The 17,094-nt window shown below is 33.3% G+C and carries 15 protein-coding genes; 13 read left to right on the top strand and 2 right to left on the bottom strand.

Features of this window, described 5'->3' with window-relative positions; all coding sequences use genetic code 11:
• The first annotated feature begins 80 nt into the window (after positions 1-80).
• From hisB to HYN56_RS17800, 6 genes are all read left to right on the top strand, one after another.
• The gene (gene hisB, locus HYN56_RS17775) at positions 81-1,217 is read left to right on the top strand and encodes a bifunctional histidinol-phosphatase/imidazoleglycerol-phosphate dehydratase HisB (protein WP_109193399.1); all 1,137 of its coding nucleotides are present in this window, start codon (positions 81-83) and stop codon (positions 1,215-1,217) included.
• A 161-nt stretch (positions 1,218-1,378) separates the two neighbouring features.
• A complete protein-coding gene (hisH, locus tag HYN56_RS17780; RefSeq protein WP_109193400.1) occupies positions 1,379-1,969 on the top strand; it encodes an imidazole glycerol phosphate synthase subunit HisH in 591 nt (196 codons plus the stop codon).
• A 104-nt stretch (positions 1,970-2,073) separates the two neighbouring features.
• On the top strand, positions 2,074-2,799 hold the full coding sequence (gene hisA, locus HYN56_RS17785; RefSeq protein WP_109193401.1) for a 1-(5-phosphoribosyl)-5-[(5-phosphoribosylamino)methylideneamino]imidazole-4-carboxamide isomerase: 726 nt from the start codon (positions 2,074-2,076) through the stop codon (positions 2,797-2,799).
• Positions 2,800-2,895: 96 nt separating this feature from the next.
• The gene (hisF, locus tag HYN56_RS17790; RefSeq protein ID WP_109193402.1) at positions 2,896-3,651 is read left to right on the top strand and encodes an imidazole glycerol phosphate synthase subunit HisF; all 756 of its coding nucleotides are present in this window, start codon (positions 2,896-2,898) and stop codon (positions 3,649-3,651) included.
• An 82-nt stretch (positions 3,652-3,733) separates the two neighbouring features.
• Positions 3,734-4,330 (top strand): bifunctional phosphoribosyl-AMP cyclohydrolase/phosphoribosyl-ATP diphosphatase HisIE, encoded by a 597-nt coding sequence (gene hisIE, locus HYN56_RS17795; RefSeq protein WP_109193403.1) that lies wholly within the window; start codon positions 3,734-3,736, stop codon positions 4,328-4,330.
• 157 nt (positions 4,331-4,487) lie between these two features.
• The gene (locus HYN56_RS17800) at positions 4,488-5,084 is read left to right on the top strand and encodes a hypothetical protein (RefSeq protein WP_146194607.1); all 597 of its coding nucleotides are present in this window, start codon (positions 4,488-4,490) and stop codon (positions 5,082-5,084) included.
• Between the two features lie 9 nt (positions 5,085-5,093).
• Here HYN56_RS17800 and HYN56_RS17805 read toward each other — a convergent pair whose 3' ends face one another.
• Complete coding sequence (locus HYN56_RS17805) at positions 5,094-5,756, bottom strand: carbohydrate-binding family 9-like protein (RefSeq protein WP_240622582.1); 663 nt, start codon at positions 5,754-5,756, stop codon at positions 5,094-5,096.
• A gap of 204 nt (positions 5,757-5,960) precedes the next feature.
• Between HYN56_RS17805 and HYN56_RS17810 the strand changes: the two genes are divergently transcribed.
• Together HYN56_RS17810 and HYN56_RS17815 are read left to right on the top strand one after the other, a co-directional pair.
• A complete protein-coding gene (locus tag HYN56_RS17810) occupies positions 5,961-7,616 on the top strand; it encodes a M1 family metallopeptidase (protein WP_109193406.1) in 1,656 nt (551 codons plus the stop codon).
• Positions 7,617-7,644: 28 nt separating this feature from the next.
• Positions 7,645-8,502, top strand: a complete 858-nt coding sequence (locus tag HYN56_RS17815; RefSeq protein ID WP_109193407.1) for a penicillin-binding transpeptidase domain-containing protein — start codon at positions 7,645-7,647, stop codon at positions 8,500-8,502.
• An 89-nt stretch (positions 8,503-8,591) separates the two neighbouring features.
• Here the strand turns inward: HYN56_RS17815 and HYN56_RS17820 are convergent, their stop codons facing one another.
• A complete protein-coding gene (locus tag HYN56_RS17820) occupies positions 8,592-10,136 on the bottom strand; it encodes a hypothetical protein (RefSeq protein ID WP_109193408.1) in 1,545 nt (514 codons plus the stop codon).
• A 155-nt stretch (positions 10,137-10,291) separates the two neighbouring features.
• On the opposite strand from HYN56_RS17820, the gene HYN56_RS17825 reads away from it, so the two are divergent.
• From HYN56_RS17825 to ilvN, 5 genes are all read left to right on the top strand, one after another.
• A complete protein-coding gene (locus tag HYN56_RS17825; protein ID WP_109194862.1) occupies positions 10,292-11,467 on the top strand; it encodes a 2-isopropylmalate synthase in 1,176 nt (391 codons plus the stop codon).
• A gap of 54 nt (positions 11,468-11,521) precedes the next feature.
• Entirely contained in the window at positions 11,522-12,640 is a 1,119-nt protein-coding gene (gene leuB, locus HYN56_RS17830) for a 3-isopropylmalate dehydrogenase (protein ID WP_109193409.1), read from the top strand.
• A gap of 270 nt (positions 12,641-12,910) precedes the next feature.
• Positions 12,911-14,584, top strand: coding sequence for a dihydroxy-acid dehydratase (gene ilvD, locus HYN56_RS17835; protein WP_109193410.1), 1,674 nt, complete (start codon positions 12,911-12,913; stop codon positions 14,582-14,584).
• A gap of 166 nt (positions 14,585-14,750) precedes the next feature.
• On the top strand, positions 14,751-16,439 hold the full coding sequence (ilvB, locus tag HYN56_RS17840) for a biosynthetic-type acetolactate synthase large subunit (protein WP_109193411.1): 1,689 nt from the start codon (positions 14,751-14,753) through the stop codon (positions 16,437-16,439).
• Between the two features lie 88 nt (positions 16,440-16,527).
• A complete protein-coding gene (ilvN, locus tag HYN56_RS17845; RefSeq protein WP_091497929.1) occupies positions 16,528-17,049 on the top strand; it encodes an acetolactate synthase small subunit in 522 nt (173 codons plus the stop codon).
• Positions 17,050-17,094: the final 45 nt, after the last annotated feature.

Raw genomic sequence — 17,094 nt, forward strand, 5'->3', positions numbered from 1 at the left:
TCGTGTAATTCGTGGCAAAGAATAAACTCAACAGAAGAAAATCCTTTAAATCTGAGTAATCTGTGGCAAAAAAATAAATTATGAAAAAAGTACTTTTTATCGATCGTGACGGAACGATTGTTTTAGAACCTGAAAATTATCAATTAGACAGCTTAGAAAAGCTGGAGTTTTATCCAAAAGCTTTTCAATATCTGGCTAAAATTGCCAATGAACTAGATTACGAACTAGCAATGGTAACGAATCAGGACGGATTAGGAACAGATAGTTTTCCTGAAAATACCTTTTGGCCAACGCAGAATTTTATTCTGAAAGCTTTTGAAAATGAAGGTGTTGTTTTTGATGAAATCTTTGTTGACAGATCTTTTCCGGAAGAAAATGCACCAACTCGTAAACCTAGAACGGGAATGTTGACAAAGTATTTGAACAATCCCGAATATGATCTAGAAAATTCTTTTGTTTTAGGAGATCGTTTAACTGATGTTGAACTGGCTAAAAATCTTGGTGCAAAAGCCATTTTTATGAATGATACTGATGGAGCAGGAAGCAATGAAATTTCAGCAAAACGTGAAGAATTAGACGAAACAATTGTTTTACAGTCAATGGATTGGAAAACGATTTATGAGTTTTTGAAATTAGAAGCGCGTTCAGCATCGATTACCCGTAAAACAAATGAAACCGATATTTACATCAATCTAAACCTTGACGGAACAGGAAAAAGCAAAATCGATACCGGAATTGCCTTTTTTGACCACATGTTGGATCAAATCTCGCGTCACGGACAAATGGACCTGGAAATCCTTGTAAAAGGCGATTTAGAAGTTGATGAGCACCATACAATCGAAGATACAGCTATTGCTTTAGGAGAAGTTTTCGCGAAAGCGTTAGGAAATAAATTAGGAATTGAGCGCTACGGATTCTGTCTTCCAATGGATGATTGTTTGGCACAAGCTGCAATTGACTTCGGAGGAAGAAACTGGTTAATCTGGGAAACGGAATTCAAACGTGAAATGGTAGGAAAAATGCCAACAGAAATGTTCTATCATTTCTTTAAATCATTTACAGATGGAGCAAAAGCCAATTTAAATATCAAAGCAGAAGGAATCAACGAACATCACAAAATCGAAGCCATTTTTAAAGCTTTCGCGAAAGCCATAAAAGTAGCCGTAAAAAGAGATACTGAAAAAATGATTCTGCCAAGTACCAAAGGTATGTTGTAAAAAAGTTTTACCGCAAAGTACGCAAAGATTTACGCAAAGCACACAAGTTTTTTGCGTTCTTAGCGTAAATCTTTGCGAACCTTGCGGTTAAGAAAAATAGTATTAATGATTTTACATTGAAGAGAAATCTAAAATCTAAAATCTAAAATCTAAAATTAATTTTGAAAATAGTAATTATAAATTACGGAGCAGGAAATATTCAAAGCATTATGTTTGCTATTGAAAGATTGGGTTTTAAAGCTGTTTTGAGTAATGATCCTGAAGAGATTAAATCGGCTGATAAAGTGATTTTTCCTGGTGTAGGCGAAGCAAGTTCTGCAATGAGTAAACTTCGTGAAAGCGGTTTGGATAGTTTAATTCCCGAATTGAAACAACCCGTTTTAGGAATCTGTCTTGGAATGCAGTTAATGTGTAACAAAACAGAGGAAGGAAATACAGAAGGGTTGGGAATTTTTGATGTTGATGTTTTAAAATTCTCCAACAAAGTAAAAGTTCCGCAAATGGGCTGGAATCAGATTTATGATTTAAAGTCAGATTTATTTAAAGAAATTTCAGAAAATGAATTTATGTATTTGGTTCATAGTTTTTATGCGCCAAATTGCGAAGAATCTATTGCTACAACAAATTATGATGTTGAATATGCATCGGCTTTGCAAAAGGATAATTTTTACGGAACTCAGTTTCACCCAGAAAAAAGTGGTGATGTTGGGGAAAAGATTTTGGGTAATTTTCTAAAGCTAAATTCCAATTAATAAAATTCCAAATTCCAATTTGAAATTTCAAAAATCAAAATATCAATTTCAGTTTTAGAATCTAAAATCTAAAATCTAAAATCTGAATTCTAAAATAACAAGAAATGAGAATAATACCAGCCATAGATATCATTGAAGGAAAATGTGTTCGTTTGTCCAAAGGTGATTATGATACCAAAATAATTTACAATGAGAATCCGCTTGAAGTGGCGAAATCATTTGAAGCTCACGGAATTGAATATCTGCATTTAGTAGATTTAGATGGTGCGAAATCAAGTAAAATTGTTAATTATAAAATCTTAGAGCAAATTGCCACACAAACCAGTTTAAAAATTGATTTTGGGGGCGGCTTAAAATCGGATGATGATTTGAGAATTGCTTTTGAAAGCGGTGCAAATCAAATTACAGGTGGAAGTATTGCAGTAAAAAACAGAGCGATTTTCGAAAAATGGATTTCAGAATATGGATCAGATAAAATTATATTAGGAGCTGATGCAAAAGACGAAAAAATTGCGGTTTCTGGTTGGTTAGAAGAATCAAACGAAGATTTAGTGCCGTTTATTCAAGACTATCAGTCAAAAGGAATTCAGTACGTTATATGTACTGATATTGCTAAAGACGGAATGCTTCAAGGCCCAAGTTTTGATTTATACAGCAAAATCTTAGCAGAAGCTAACGGAGTAAAACTAATTGCTTCAGGCGGAATTTCAAGTTTTGATGAACTACCAAAATTAGCTGAATTAGGTTGTGAAGGAACGATAATCGGAAAAGCGATTTACGAAGGAAGAATTACATTAAAGCAACTTGAAAATTATATTTTAAATAAATAGAAATTTCGCAAAGATTCACAAAGCAAAATGCAAAGATTCACAAAATTTTGCGTAGCTCTGAGAATCTTTGCGAATCTCTGTGAAACAACAAAAAAAATGCTTGCAAAAAGAATTATACCTTGCTTAGATATAAAAAACGGAAGAACTGTAAAAGGTGTTAATTTCGTTGACTTACGTGATGCCGGTGATCCGGTAGAATTAGCTGAAATTTATTCGGCAGAAGGCGCAGATGAATTAGTTTTTTTGGATATTTCAGCAACTGAAGAACGACGCAAAACACTGGTAAATATGGTGCGAAGCGTTGCCGAGAAAATCAACATTCCGTTTACTGTTGGTGGTGGGATTTCATCTGTTGAAGACGTCGATGTTCTGTTGAATAACGGAGCTGATAAAGTTTCTATCAATTCATCGGCAGTAAAGAATCCGCAGTTGATAAACGATTTAGCACAGAAATTTGGAAGTCAGTGCGTTGTTGTGGCTATCGATGCCAAACAAATTGACGGACAATGGATAGTGCATTTGGTTGGTGGAAAAGTACCAACGGAACTGAATCTATTTGACTGGGCAGTTGAAGTTGCTGAACGGGGAGCAGGAGAAATTTTGTTCACTTCAATGGATAACGACGGAACCAAAAATGGTTTCGCCAACGAAGCTTTGGCTAAACTTTCCCAATTGGTAAATATTCCAATTATCGCTTCTGGTGGCGCTGGAAATATTCAGCATTTCGTAGATTCGTTTCAAAAAGGAAAAGCGGATGCGGCTTTGGCGGCAAGTGTTTTTCATTTTAAAGAAATTGAAATTAAAGCTTTGAAGCAAGAATTAAGAAATAATAATATAGAAGTTAGAATTTGAGAAGAAATTCAAATTTTTAAAATCCAAGAATCTAAGTTTAGAAATTAATCTAAAATCTGAACTCTAAAATCTAAAATCAACTATGGATATCGATATCAAAAGCGCGCACGGATTGATTCCGGCTATCATTCAGGATTCAGAAACAAAAAATGTTCTGATGCTGGGTTATATGAACGAAGAATCGCTTCAAAAAACAATTGAAACGCAAAAAGTAACTTTTTTCAGTCGTTCCAAACAAAGACTTTGGACAAAAGGTGAGGAGAGTGGCAACTTTTTAAATTTAGTAAGTATCAAAAATGACTGCGATGGCGATACACTTTTGATTCAGGCAAAACCTGTTGGGCCAACTTGTCACACTGGTGCAGATACTTGCTGGCAGGAACCAAATGAGGCGAACTATGGTTTTATTTCTCAATTAGAAAACACGATCAAAACACGCAGAGAAAATGCTGATTCAGAGAAAAGTTATGTAGCTTCTCTATTCGAAAAAGGAATCAATAAAATAGCTCAAAAAGTAGGAGAAGAAGCTGTAGAAGTGGTTATTGAAGCAAAGGATGATAATGATGATTTATTCCTTAGCGAAAGCGCCGATTTACTGTTTCATTACTTGATTTTATTGCAGGCAAAAGGATTTCAATTAAATGATGTTATTGAAGTTTTGAAAAAACGTCAAAAGTAATATTTAGAACAAGTCTTGTCATTTCTGACCGAAGGGAGAAATCGCACTAGAAACTCCGCAAAGTATATCTCCAATCTTTGTCGATTAACTGGTGTGATTTCTCCCTTCGATCGAAATGACAGAAAAATGTATTATTTTAGTATTAAATAATATTGATATGAGATTACTTGTATGCTTGCTTTTATTTTTAGTTTCGACTTTAAACTATGGTTTTAAGAAAAATGTTACCCCATATTCAATAGTTATTTCTAAAGCTGTTTTAATAGTTGATGGAACTATCTCTAAGGTCTCAAAAAACGAATATCAATTTACAATAACTGAATTTGTTAAAGGAAAATCAAACTCAAAAATAAATGTCGTTATTTGGGAAGAATGGTTATGTGATCCTAGAATTAAAGAATTAAAAAAAGGACAGAGATTAATTTTGTTTTTAGAAAAACTGCCAAATGGTATTTTTTATCCAGTTAATGAAAGTACTGGAGAATTATATGTAGATGATAATAGTTTACCAAATATATTTCTTCCTAAGGATTTTTCAAATCCAACAGTTTTAAAGAAAGGTATTGCTATGTTTTTGGAAACCTATACATTTTATGGGAATTTTAATGATAGATTTTATCAAAATATAAATTTTGTACGCAATAAATCTATTTTTGAAGTTTATAAAATGGCAAAAAATAATACAGCTTTTAAGTTTTTAGTTGATAATGCAGAGTATTATAAGCCAAGTGAAGTACTGCAATTTTTCTACTAGATAAGTTAATTATTCCAAAAACTCAAAAACAGCAAATTCTTCCGGCTGATGAAAACCAAACTTTAAACTCTTATAAGGTTGTAAAGCTTGATATTCAATCGTTTTTCCATAATCAATTCTAAAGGCATTTGCTTTCCATTTTGTACCAATTTTAGGTTTTGTAAAGTTCGCATTTCTAATCTTTTCAAGACTTGCGAAGGGAATTTTAATTTCCACAGTATATCCATCTAAATTGATATTGCTAACAGTTTCCATTCCTTTAATGTTAAAGCCTGTTTCTGTTTTCCATCCTCCACATTCAGGGGAAATACATCTTAAAAGCAGATCATAATTTGTCGAAAAGGCATTTACTCCAATCTCAACATAATTTTGTCCGTCTCCGTCGGGATCTATAAAAATTTCCACCAAATCATCAGTATAAAATATTTGTGCATCTTTAGTTTGAGGTTTTCCGACTATATTAGAATCGGTACAATTGTAGGCGATGTACAGATTTTCATCATTCCATAAAAAAGAAACATAAGTATTTTGCAAAGCTTTTTCTCCTGAATTGTGAATGACAAAAGGCCCTAAAAAAGGTTTATCCCAGTCAGATAAATTTCCATCAATTCTTATTGGATTATTGGTTTTATATACAGGAATGTTTTGTGAATTGATAACTATAGAAAACATTATTATTAAAAAGGAAATCAGTTTCTTTAATCTCATACTTATGAAATCTAAAATTTTAAAAGCACTAAAATAGAGAAGAATAATGAATTTGAACGTTGTTTGTTTGTATTGAAATGATAATTTTCTAAAAAACTTGATTCGAATGTTTACATTTGTTGAAGATTAAGCTGGTTTAATTGCCTTATTATTTCAAATTTATAAATAATGAAAAAATACTTCGGTGGCGTAGTTTTCGCCTTTTTGATTGGTTTTACCGCCAATGCTCAGGGACTTTTGAATAAGTCAGAAACTGTTTTTACACATCAGGATACTTTACGCGGAAGCATCACAAAAGAAAGAGCCTGGTGGGATTTAAAATACTATCATCTGAACGTAAAAGTAAATCCTTCTGAAAAATCAATTTCAGGTTCAAACACGGTTCGTTATACTGTTTTAACAGAAAACAACAGAATGCAGATCGACTTGCAACAACCAATGAATATTAAAAAGGTAACTCAGAACGGAAAAGAGCTAAAGTTTGAAAGAGACGGTAATGCTTTCTTCGTTACTTTGAATGAAAAACAGAAAGTGGGCGACACAAAAGATATTATAATTTCATATAGCGGAAAACCAAAAGAAGCGGTAAGAGCGCCATGGGATGGAGGATTTTCATGGAAAAAAGATAAAAATGGAAAAGATTTTATCGCAACATCTTGTCAGGGTTTAGGCGCGAGTGTTTGGTGGCCGTGTAAAGATCATATGTATGATGAAGTGGAAAATATGTTAATCAGTGTAAATGTTCCAGGAGATTTAACTGAAGTTTCTAATGGAAGATTGCAAAGTGTCAAAAAAGAAAAAGACGGAACTAAAACTTTTAATTGGTATGTTTCAAACCCAATTAATAATTATGGTGTAAATATTAATATTGGAGATTATGTAAATTTCTCTGAAGTATTTAAAGGAGAAAAAGGGAACTTGGATTGTAATTATTATGTATTGAGAGATAATTTAGCTTTAGCTAAAGAGCATTTTAAAGATGCTCCGAAAATGCTGAAGGCTTTTGAAAACTGGTTTGGACCATATCCGTTTTATGAAGATAGCTATAAATTAGTGGAAGTGCCGTATTTAGGAATGGAACACCAAAGTTCAGTAACTTATGGAAACCAATACAAACAAGGTTATTTAGGAAAAGATTTAAGCGGAACTGGCTGGGGATTAAAATTTGATTTCATTATTATTCATGAGTCTGGTCACGAATGGTTTGCAAATAATATTACGTATAAAGATATTGCTGATATGTGGATTCATGAGAGTTTTACAAACTACTCTGAAAGTCTTTTTGTGGAATATTATTATGGGAAAGATGCCGGTGCTGAGTATGTTATTGGCTGCAGACAAAATATCGAAAATGATAAACCAATCATCGGACATTATGATGTAAATAATGAAGGTTCAGGTGATATGTATCCAAAAGGAGCAAATATGCTTCATACAATGCGTCAGATTATTAATGATGATGCAAAATGGAAATCTATTCTGAGAGGTTTGAACAAAACATTTTACCATCAGACAGTTACTTCAAAACAAATTGAAGATTATATCAACGAGCAATCAGGAATTAACTTTAACAGAGTTTATGCTCAGTATTTAACCACTACTCAAATTCCGGTTTTTGAATATATGTTTAAAAACGGAACTTTAGGTTATCACTGGACCAATTGCGTTTCGAAATTTGATATGCCTGTAAAAGTTAAAATTAACGGAGTGGAAACCTTGTTGAAACCAACTACAGAATGGCAGTCTGTCAAAACAGAGAATGAAGACAGAAAACTGGAAGTAGATAAAAACTTCTATGTAACAACTTCTAATATTATAGAATAAATTTAAATTCTTTAAAAAGTTCTGACGAATGATTCGTAAATTATTTTTAGTACTAATAAGCATATTTTTAATTTCTTGTATATCTAAAAGAAAAGAGACAAGTGATGTTGTATTAGAGAAAAAAGATTCAGTTGTTGTTCGTCAGGATTTAAAAAAATATTTTGATTCTTGTGGAGTTACTGGCTCAATTGTCATTTATGATAATGTAAAGCATAAATGGATTTTATCTGATAACGTTGATACGAATGTTGAGACATTACCGGCTTCTACTTTTAAAATTGCGAATCTTCTCATTGCACTTGAGACAAAAACAATTAGCAGTGAAAATGATGTCGTAAAATGGGTAGGAACAACAGATACTGTAAAATATGGTTACAGGCCTGAAATCTATCATGATATGACTGTAAAAGAAGCTTTTGAAGTTTCTGCGGGCTGGGTATTTATAGAATTGGCAAAGAAAATTGGCAGAAAAAATTACGAAAAGTATCTAAAGTTATGTCATTACGGAAATGTCAATCTCTCTCAAAAAGACAATGATTTTTGGAATTTTGGTGATTTTGGAATTTCTCCTGTTAATCAGGTTGAGTTTGTAAAAAAGCTATATGATGAAAAGCTGCCTTTTTCAAAGAGAAATATGCAGATTGTAAAAAACGTTATGCTTGGTGAAAAAGGTTCTGGTTATGAAATTCATTCCAAAACAGGATGGACCAGAGAAAAAGGATTTAATATTGGCTGGTGGGTAGGATACATTCAAAAAGAAAATGGAAGTTATTTTTTTGCTACCAGACTTTTACAGAACAGAAATAGTAATAGAGCTGATTTTGGCAGTTGCCGAAAGGATATTACAAAAAAAGTATTTAAGGATTTGAAAATTACGAGTTTTTAGAAATTGTTCTTTAAAAATATAAAACCCGACAGGTTTTTTAAAAACCTGTCGGGTTTGTTTTTTTACACAGAGTTTATTGTGATTTATATCTAACGATTGTTCAGCTTCGCTTTTTCTTTAATTATATCAGCGATTTTTCGGTTTTCAATTTTGCTTTCGAGCCACGAAATGATATCTAAATATAAGAAAGCTCTTTTTTCGTAAGTATTCTTTTCAAGCTCAACAAAACGAGCGTGCATTTTTTTGAATTCTTTCTTGATATCAGCAGGATAAAAGTTATTTAAATTTCTTAGAAACTTAATGATTTCTTTTTGAACTTCATGTAAATCATTCATTTTTAGCAAGAACTTATAGGTACTTTTGAGATGATTTTCTAAATAATAATCTTTTCCTAATTCATAATGTGCAATTAAAGACAACAATCTCGCAAAACACATTAAATCTTCACGCATCGTTAAGTTTTTGTTATTGATTATTTTGTCTAAATAATTGATGCATTCGTTATATTTTTCAACACCAAAATAAATAGAAGCAATTTTATAGAAGAACACCATTTCGTGATGTTCATCAAGATGTTCGCTATGAATTTTAATCTTACTTAAAATTTCAGGAATCAAATATTCGCTTTCTGCAAATGTACCTTCTAAAATATGCAGGTTTAATTTGTTATTATACACGTACAGAAAAGATAACGAGGCAAGATTATCATTCACGGGAAATTTAGGATCTGCAATGGTTTCTTCGAGAAGATTCAGGTATTTCTTGAAATTCGATTTATACTTTAACATATAAAGCGATTCCAGGAAATAATGATTTCCTTTCAAGAAAAACACAGGATTTAGATAAATCATATTAGGATTATCATAAAAAAGCTGAACCCATTTATAAGCGAACTTATAACTGGCTAAGAAATCCTGAACCAGAAAGCTTCGCCAAAGATTAGCGTTATAAAACCAATATTTTTCGCGGAAACCAAATTTGCTTTCATCCAGTTTTGCAATATGTCTGTTGAAATAATCGTCTATATATTTATATTCGGCATCACTTTTTACGTATCCTGTTTTTAGCATTATTCCGTATAATTGAAGTGATAAATTGGAAAGCTTGCTTGAAATAGTGTTACGATAATTTAATTCTTTCGCCTGAACCACTAATTCATCAGCACGCCCCTGAATACTTCGGGTAATATATTGGGATTCGATTAATTTTTCAAATTCAACAATTTCATACGCCATATATTTTTCATCATTTTCAAGCGCCTGTTGTTTGGTCTTGTCTAAAATTTTCAAACTCTGTTTGTACAATCCTTTATTATAAAGAATAACAGCAAAATCCATCTGTTCACGAAGCTGATAACGAATATTCTGGCTCGGAATATTCAATCGGATACTAACTAAAATTTGTTTGTATAAGTATGATTTTAAGTTAGATAACTGAACTTTTTGGATAACGCCACTCTTAAGAATAAGTTTTTCATCATACACTTCAGATTTATCCAAAATATTGAATAATTCGATAAATTTTGTATTTGAACTCGTCTCTAATCGGCTTGCAAAAATTTTAAACTGCCTTTTTTCTGATTTCGAAAGTGATTTGATTAAAACAAATAAGAAATCTTTTTGATGGTTAGCCATTGTAAAAAATAATAATGTAACTTATTGATAATAAGGTATTTAATAAGATATAAATCGTTTTATGAGCAGTATAATTTCATTAAAATGAATTTCATACTGCGATAGTACAATATATATTTGTTATCAAGATGTGAAATTACATTAAATTAATGAATATGAATAGAGAGAAAGTTCAAATTTTTGACACCACTTTGCGAGATGGTGAACAAGTTCCAGGATGCAAGTTAGATACTAAGCAAAAATTAGTTATCGCAGAACGACTAGACAAAATGGGAGTTGACATTATCGAAGCAGGTTTCCCTGTGTCAAGTCCGGGCGATTTTTTATCGGTCTCTGAGATTTGTAAAATTGTAGAAAATGCAACCGTCTGCGGACTAACAAGAGCCGTAAAAAACGACATTGATGTTGCTGCAGCTGCTTTAAAGCATGCTAAGAAACCTAGAATCCATACAGGAATCGGAACTTCAGAATCTCATATACTCCACAAATTACAAACTACACCGGAAGATATTATTGCGAGAGCAAAATATGCGGTAGCTCATGCTAAATCTTATGTTGAAGATGTTGAATTCTACGCAGAAGATGCAGGTAGAACAGATAATGCATTCTTGGCTAAAGTTTGTGAAGAAGTTATCAAATCCGGAGCTACAGTCTTGAATATTCCTGATACAACTGGATATTGTCTTCCAGAAGAGTATGGAGCAAAAATTAAATATTTAAAAGAAAACGTAAAAGGAATCGAAAACGTAATCCTTTCATGTCACTGTCATAATGATTTAGGAATGGCTACTGCAAACTCTATTGCCGGAGCTATCAATGGAGCAAGACAAATTGAATGTACTATTAATGGTATTGGCGAAAGAGCGGGAAATACAGCGCTTGAAGAAGTGGTAATGATTTTCAAACAACACCCTTACTTAAATTTAGATACAAACATCAATACAAGAGAATTAAACGAAATGAGTCGTTTAGTTTCTGAAAGTATGGGAATGATTGTACAGCCAAACAAAGCAATCGTAGGAGCTAATGCTTTTGCACACAGTTCCGGGATTCACCAGGATGGTGTTATCAAAAACAGAGCAACTTACGAGATCATGGATCCGCTTGAAGTTGGTGTAAACGAATCCTCAATTATTTTGACTGCAAGAAGCGGAAGAGCTGCTTTGGCTTACAGAGCTAAAAAAGTAGGTTATGAGCTTACAAAAACTCAATTAGACATTGTATATGTTGAGTTTTTGAAATTCGCAGATATCAAAAAAGAAGTAGTAGATGCAGATATTCATCAAATCATCGAAGCTTCTAAAATTGAAGGAGAATTAATTAGAAGCTAATTAAACAAGAATAGGAACAATATTAGGATTTAAATACATAAAGAACGAGACGTTATGAATTTGAAAATTGCAGTTTTGCCGGGAGACGGAATTGGACCTGAGGTTCTTTTACAAGCAAAAAAAGCTTTATACGCTATTGCTGAAGTTTACAATCATGAATTTGTTTTTGAAGATGCGCTCATGGGAGCAGTTGCAATTGATAAAACAGGAAATCCTTTGCCGGAACAAACACTTAATCTGTGTTTAAATACAGATGCAGTTTTGCTTGGAGCAATTGGCGATCCAAAATATGATAACAATCCAAATGCAAAGGTTCGTCCGGAACAGGGATTATTAAAGCTTCGTAAAGAATTGGGTCTGTTTGCTAACATTCGTCCAATTAAACCTTACAAAGCGTTAATTGAAGCTTCTCCTTTAAAAAGAGAAATTATTGAAGGAGCTGATTTTACAATTTTCAGAGAATTAACTGGTGGTGCTTACTTTGGTGAAAAAACACTGAATGAAGCAGGAACACACGCCTCAGATTTATGTGAATATTCAGAAGAAGAAATTACCAGAATTGCACATTTAGCTTTTAAAGCGGCTCAAAAACGACGCAAAAAGCTAACAATGGTTGATAAAGCAAATGTTTTGGAAACTTCAAGATTGTGGAGAAAAGTAGTTCAGAAAGTGAGCGAGAGTTATCCGGATGTTAAACTTGATTTCTTATTTGTTGACAATGCGGCAATGCAGTTAATTTTAAATCCAAAACAATTTGACGTGATTTTGACTGAAAACTTGTTTGGAGATATTTTATCTGATGAAGCAAGTGTAATTACAGGATCTATTGGTTTATTGCCATCAGTGTCTTTAGGAGAAAAGAATGCTTTGTTTGAACCAATTCACGGATCATATCCTCAGGCAAAGGGAAAAAACATTGCCAATCCGATTGCTTCTATTTTAGCAGCAGCCCTTTTGTTAGAGCATTTCGGGTTAACTAAAGAAGCTAATGTGGTTTATAAAGCAGTAGAAAAAGCAATTGAATACAAGGTAGTTACAGTTGATTTAAAACCAGACTCTAAATTCGGTACAAACGAAGTAGGGGAATTTGTTTCGAATTTTATTTTCAGTAAAGATGATTTACTGTATTTTAATAATGATAATGTAAGTATTGGACAATCTACAATTGTTTAATATTTTTTGTTAAAAAGTGAAGATAATCACAAGAAGTATTTGAAATGTTGAGATTATATTTTTTTAGTTCCAAAGGTTTGTCTACCTTTGTGACACTAAAAAAGTAAATGATGCAAATCTCAATTATTATTATTTCTGTCGTTGTTGTCAATGTGATTCACACATCTGCATCGGGAATGTTATAAATATAATTGAAAAACTATATTACAAACCTTCCAAATACTGGAAGGTTTTTTTTTGAATAAAAAATTAAAAAAAAATAAAACTATAATGGAATTAAATAAGTACAGCAAGACCATCACTCAAGATCAAACACAGCCTGCGGCGCAAGCGATGTTGTACGGAATTGGTTTAACTGAAGAAGATTTGAAAAAAGCACAAGTAGGTATTGTGAGCATGGGTTACGATGGTAACACTTGTAATATGCACTTGAATGATTTAGCAAAAGATGTTAAAAAAGGTGTTTGGGATGCAGATCTTGTCGGACTTATTTTTAATACTATTGGAGTTAGTGACGGAATTTCTAACGGAACAGAAGGGATGCGTTATTCTTTGGTTTCTCGTGATGTAATTGCAGATTCTATTGAAACGGTTGCAGGAGCACAATGGTACGATGGTATTATTGCAATTCCTGGCTGTGATAAAAATATGCCTGGAGCATTGATTGCGATGGGTAGATTAAACCGTCCGGCAATGATGGTTTATGGAGGATCTATTCACTCAGGAAAATGGAAAGGAGAATCTTTAAATATCGTTTCTGCTTTTGAGGCTTTAGGAAAAAAAGTAAAAGGCGAAATTACTCCGGAAGATTTTAAAGGTGTTATTCAAAATGCTTGCCCGGGTGCTGGGGCTTGTGGCGGTATGTATACTGCAAACACAATGTCTTCTGCAATTGAAGCATTAGGAATGAGTATGCCATACAGTTCTTCCAATCCGGCTTTAAGTCAGGAAAAAAGAGATGAATGCGTTGCTGCCGGAGCTGCAATGAGAGTTTTATTAGAAAAAGATATTAAGCCAAGAGATATCATGACTCGCAAAGCTTTCGAAAATGCTATTACAATTGTAGCAGTGTTAGGAGGTTCTACAAATGCAGTTATGCACTTAATCGCAATGGCTCACTCTGTTGGTATCACAATCACTTTGGACGATTTTCAGGCAATTAATGACAGAACTCCTGTTCTTGCTGATATGAAACCAAGTGGCAAATATATGATGGAAGATATTCATGAAGTTGGAGGTATTCCTTCGGTTATGAAATATTTATTAAAAGTAGGACTTATTCATGGTGATTGTTTAACTGTAACAGGAAAAACAGTGGCAGAGAATTTAGCATCTACTCCGGATTTACAAGATGGACAAGAAGTAATCCATGAAATTCAAAAAGCTTTAAAACCAACTGGAAATATTCAGGTATTATACGGGAATCTTGCTTCTGAAGGTGCTGTTGCAAAAATCAGTGGCAAAGAAGGGGAATATTTCGAAGGTCCAGCTGTAGTATTTGAAGGTGAATTTGAAGTAATTCCAGGTCTTCAGGCCGGAAAAATTAAACCAGGTAATGTAGTCGTCATCAGGTATTGCGGACCAAAAGGTGGTCCAGGGATGCCTGAAATGCTGAAACCTACATCTGCTATTATTGGTGCCGGATTAGGAAGCAGTTGTGCTCTGATCACAGACGGTAGGTTCTCTGGAGGTTCGCATGGCTTCGTGGTAGGACACGTTACACCAGAGGCTTATGATGGTGGTGGTATTGCACTAGTACAAGATGGAGATATAATCGCTATCGATGCTGTAAAAAATACAATCGACCTGAAAATATCTGAAGAGGAATTTGCAGCTAGAAAAGCGGCTTGGGTTCAGCCGCCTTTAAAGGTGCAAAGAGGAGTTTTACTTAAATATGCAAGATCGGTTTCTAGTGCATCAACTGGCTGTGTAACCGATAATTAATTTTAAAATAACAATATCAAAAATCAATAGCAATGACAATATCAAAAAGCAATAGCAATAAAAAATAAAAATTTAAAAATCAATTTAAAGTTTAAGATTGAAATTGAATTTTATGATTACCATTGAATTTTGAAATTGAAATTTGACATTGAAAAAACAATATACTATGAAAATATCAGGGGCAGAAGCCGTTATAAGATGTTTGTTAGAAGAAGGAGTAGATTTAATTTATGGTTACCCGGGTGGTGCTATAATGCCGGTTTACGACGAATTATATAAATTTCAGGATCAGTTACACCATGTTTTAGTTCGTCACGAACAAGGTGCAACACATGCAGCTCAGGGTTATGCAAGAGCTACAGGAAAAGTAGGGGTGGCAATTGCTACTTCGGGACCAGGAGCAACTAATTTAGTTACAGGTATTGCCGATGCACAAATTGACTCAACTCCAATGGTGTGTATTACAGGTCAGGTTGGAAGACATTTATTAGGTTCTGATGCTTTTCAGGAGACTGATATTATTGGAATTTCAACTCCGGTTACAAAATGGAATTTTCAGGTAACTGAGGCATCTCAGATTCCAGAAATTATGGCGAAAGCCTTTTATATTGCACGTTCTGGACGTCCAGGTCCAGTATTAGTTGATATTACTAAAAATGCTCAGTTTGATGAGTTTGAATTTAGTTATGAAAAATGTACTGGAATTAGAAGTTATACTCCGGTTCCAAAATTGAATTTAGATAAAGTTGCTGAAGCGGCGGCTTTAATTAATAGTGCTAAAAAACCGCTTATTGTTTTTGGTCAGGGAATTATCTTGGGTCAGGCCGAAGCAGAATTCAAAGCTGTAGTAGAGAAATCAGGAATTCCGGCTGCGTGGACCATTCTAGGTTTGTCAGCATTGCCAACAGATCATCCTTTAAATGTTGGAATGTTAGGAATGCATGGAAATTATGCGCCAAACTTAATGACAAATGAGTGCGATGTATTAATTGCTTTCGGAATGCGTTTTGACGACCGTGTTACTGGAAATCTTAACACTTATGCAAAACAGGCAAAAGTAGTTCACTTTGAAATTGATCCGGCTGAAATTGATAAAAACGTTAAAACAGAAATCGCTGTTTTAGGTGATGTAAAAGAATCTTTAGCTGCTTTATTACCATTGATTGATGCTAAATCGCATGATTTATGGCACAATGAATTCAAAGCTTTAAAAGAAGTTGAATTTAATTCTGTTATTAAAGAAGAATTAAATCCAACAAATGGCAAAGGAATTTCAATGGGTGAAACTGTTGAAATGATTAACAAACATTCAAAAGGTGATGCGATTATTGTTACTGATGTTGGTCAGCACCAAATGTTTGCTTGTCGTTATGCAAAATTCAATTCAACAAAAAGTAATATTACTTCCGGCGGATTAGGAACAATGGGATTTGCTTTACCAGCTGCTATCGGAGCTAAAATGGGTAAACCGGAACGTGAAGTAGTAGCGATTATTGGCGATGGAGGCTTTCAAATGACAATTCAGGAATTGGGTACAATTTTCCAGACTCAGGTTCCGGTTAAGATTGTTATTTTAAATAATGAATTTTTAGGAATGGTACGTCAATGGCAGGAATTGTTCTTTGACAATCGATATGCATCAACAAAAATGATCAATCCAAATTTTGTTGCTATTGCAGAAGGATACCATATTAAATCTAAAAAAGTAACACAACGTGAAGATTTAGACGAAGCAGTTGCAGAAATGCTGGCTTCAAAAGATTCTTACTTCTTAGAAGTCATGGTGGAAAAGGAAAACAATGTTTTCCCTATGATTCCAACAGGAGCATGTGTTTCAGAAATTAGATTAAGCTAAAAAAAGTTTCAAGTTTCAAGTTTCAGGTTTCACGTTCTCACCAGAACTTGAAACCTGGAACCTGAAACAAATAAAACTAAAAAACAAAATGGAAGATAAAACATTTACCATATCGGTATACTCAGAAAATAACGTGGGATTGTTGAACAGAATATCGGGGATATTCTTAAAGCGTCACATTAACATATTAAGTCTAAATGTTTCTGAATCAGAAATAGAGAATGTTTCAAGATTTATCATTGTAGTAAATACAACAGAGAAATGGGTTCAGAATATTGTTGGACAAATTGAAAAACAAATTGAAGTTATAAAAGCATTTTATCATACAGATGAAGAGACTATTTTCCTGGAAAATGCTTTATTTAAAATCGCTTCAAGTTTGTTGTTTGACGAGAAACAAATTCAGAATATCATCAAGGAGAGTCAGGCTACGATTGTAACTGTTTCTCGTGATTTCTTCGTGATTTCGAAATCAGGAAGACGTTCTGAAATTGAAGAACTTTATGCAAAATTCAAACCATACGGAATTATGCAGTTTGTACGTTCAGGAAGAATTTCGGTTTCTAAACAAAAAATGGAAATTTCAAGTTTGTTGGAATCGTTCAAATAAAATTAGTATTAGCTATAAATTAATCAATTATAAAATTTCATTTCA

The sequence above is a fragment of the Flavobacterium crocinum genome (genome assembly GCF_003122385.1).
Taxonomy (GTDB): Bacteria; Bacteroidota; Bacteroidia; order Flavobacteriales; family Flavobacteriaceae; genus Flavobacterium; species Flavobacterium crocinum.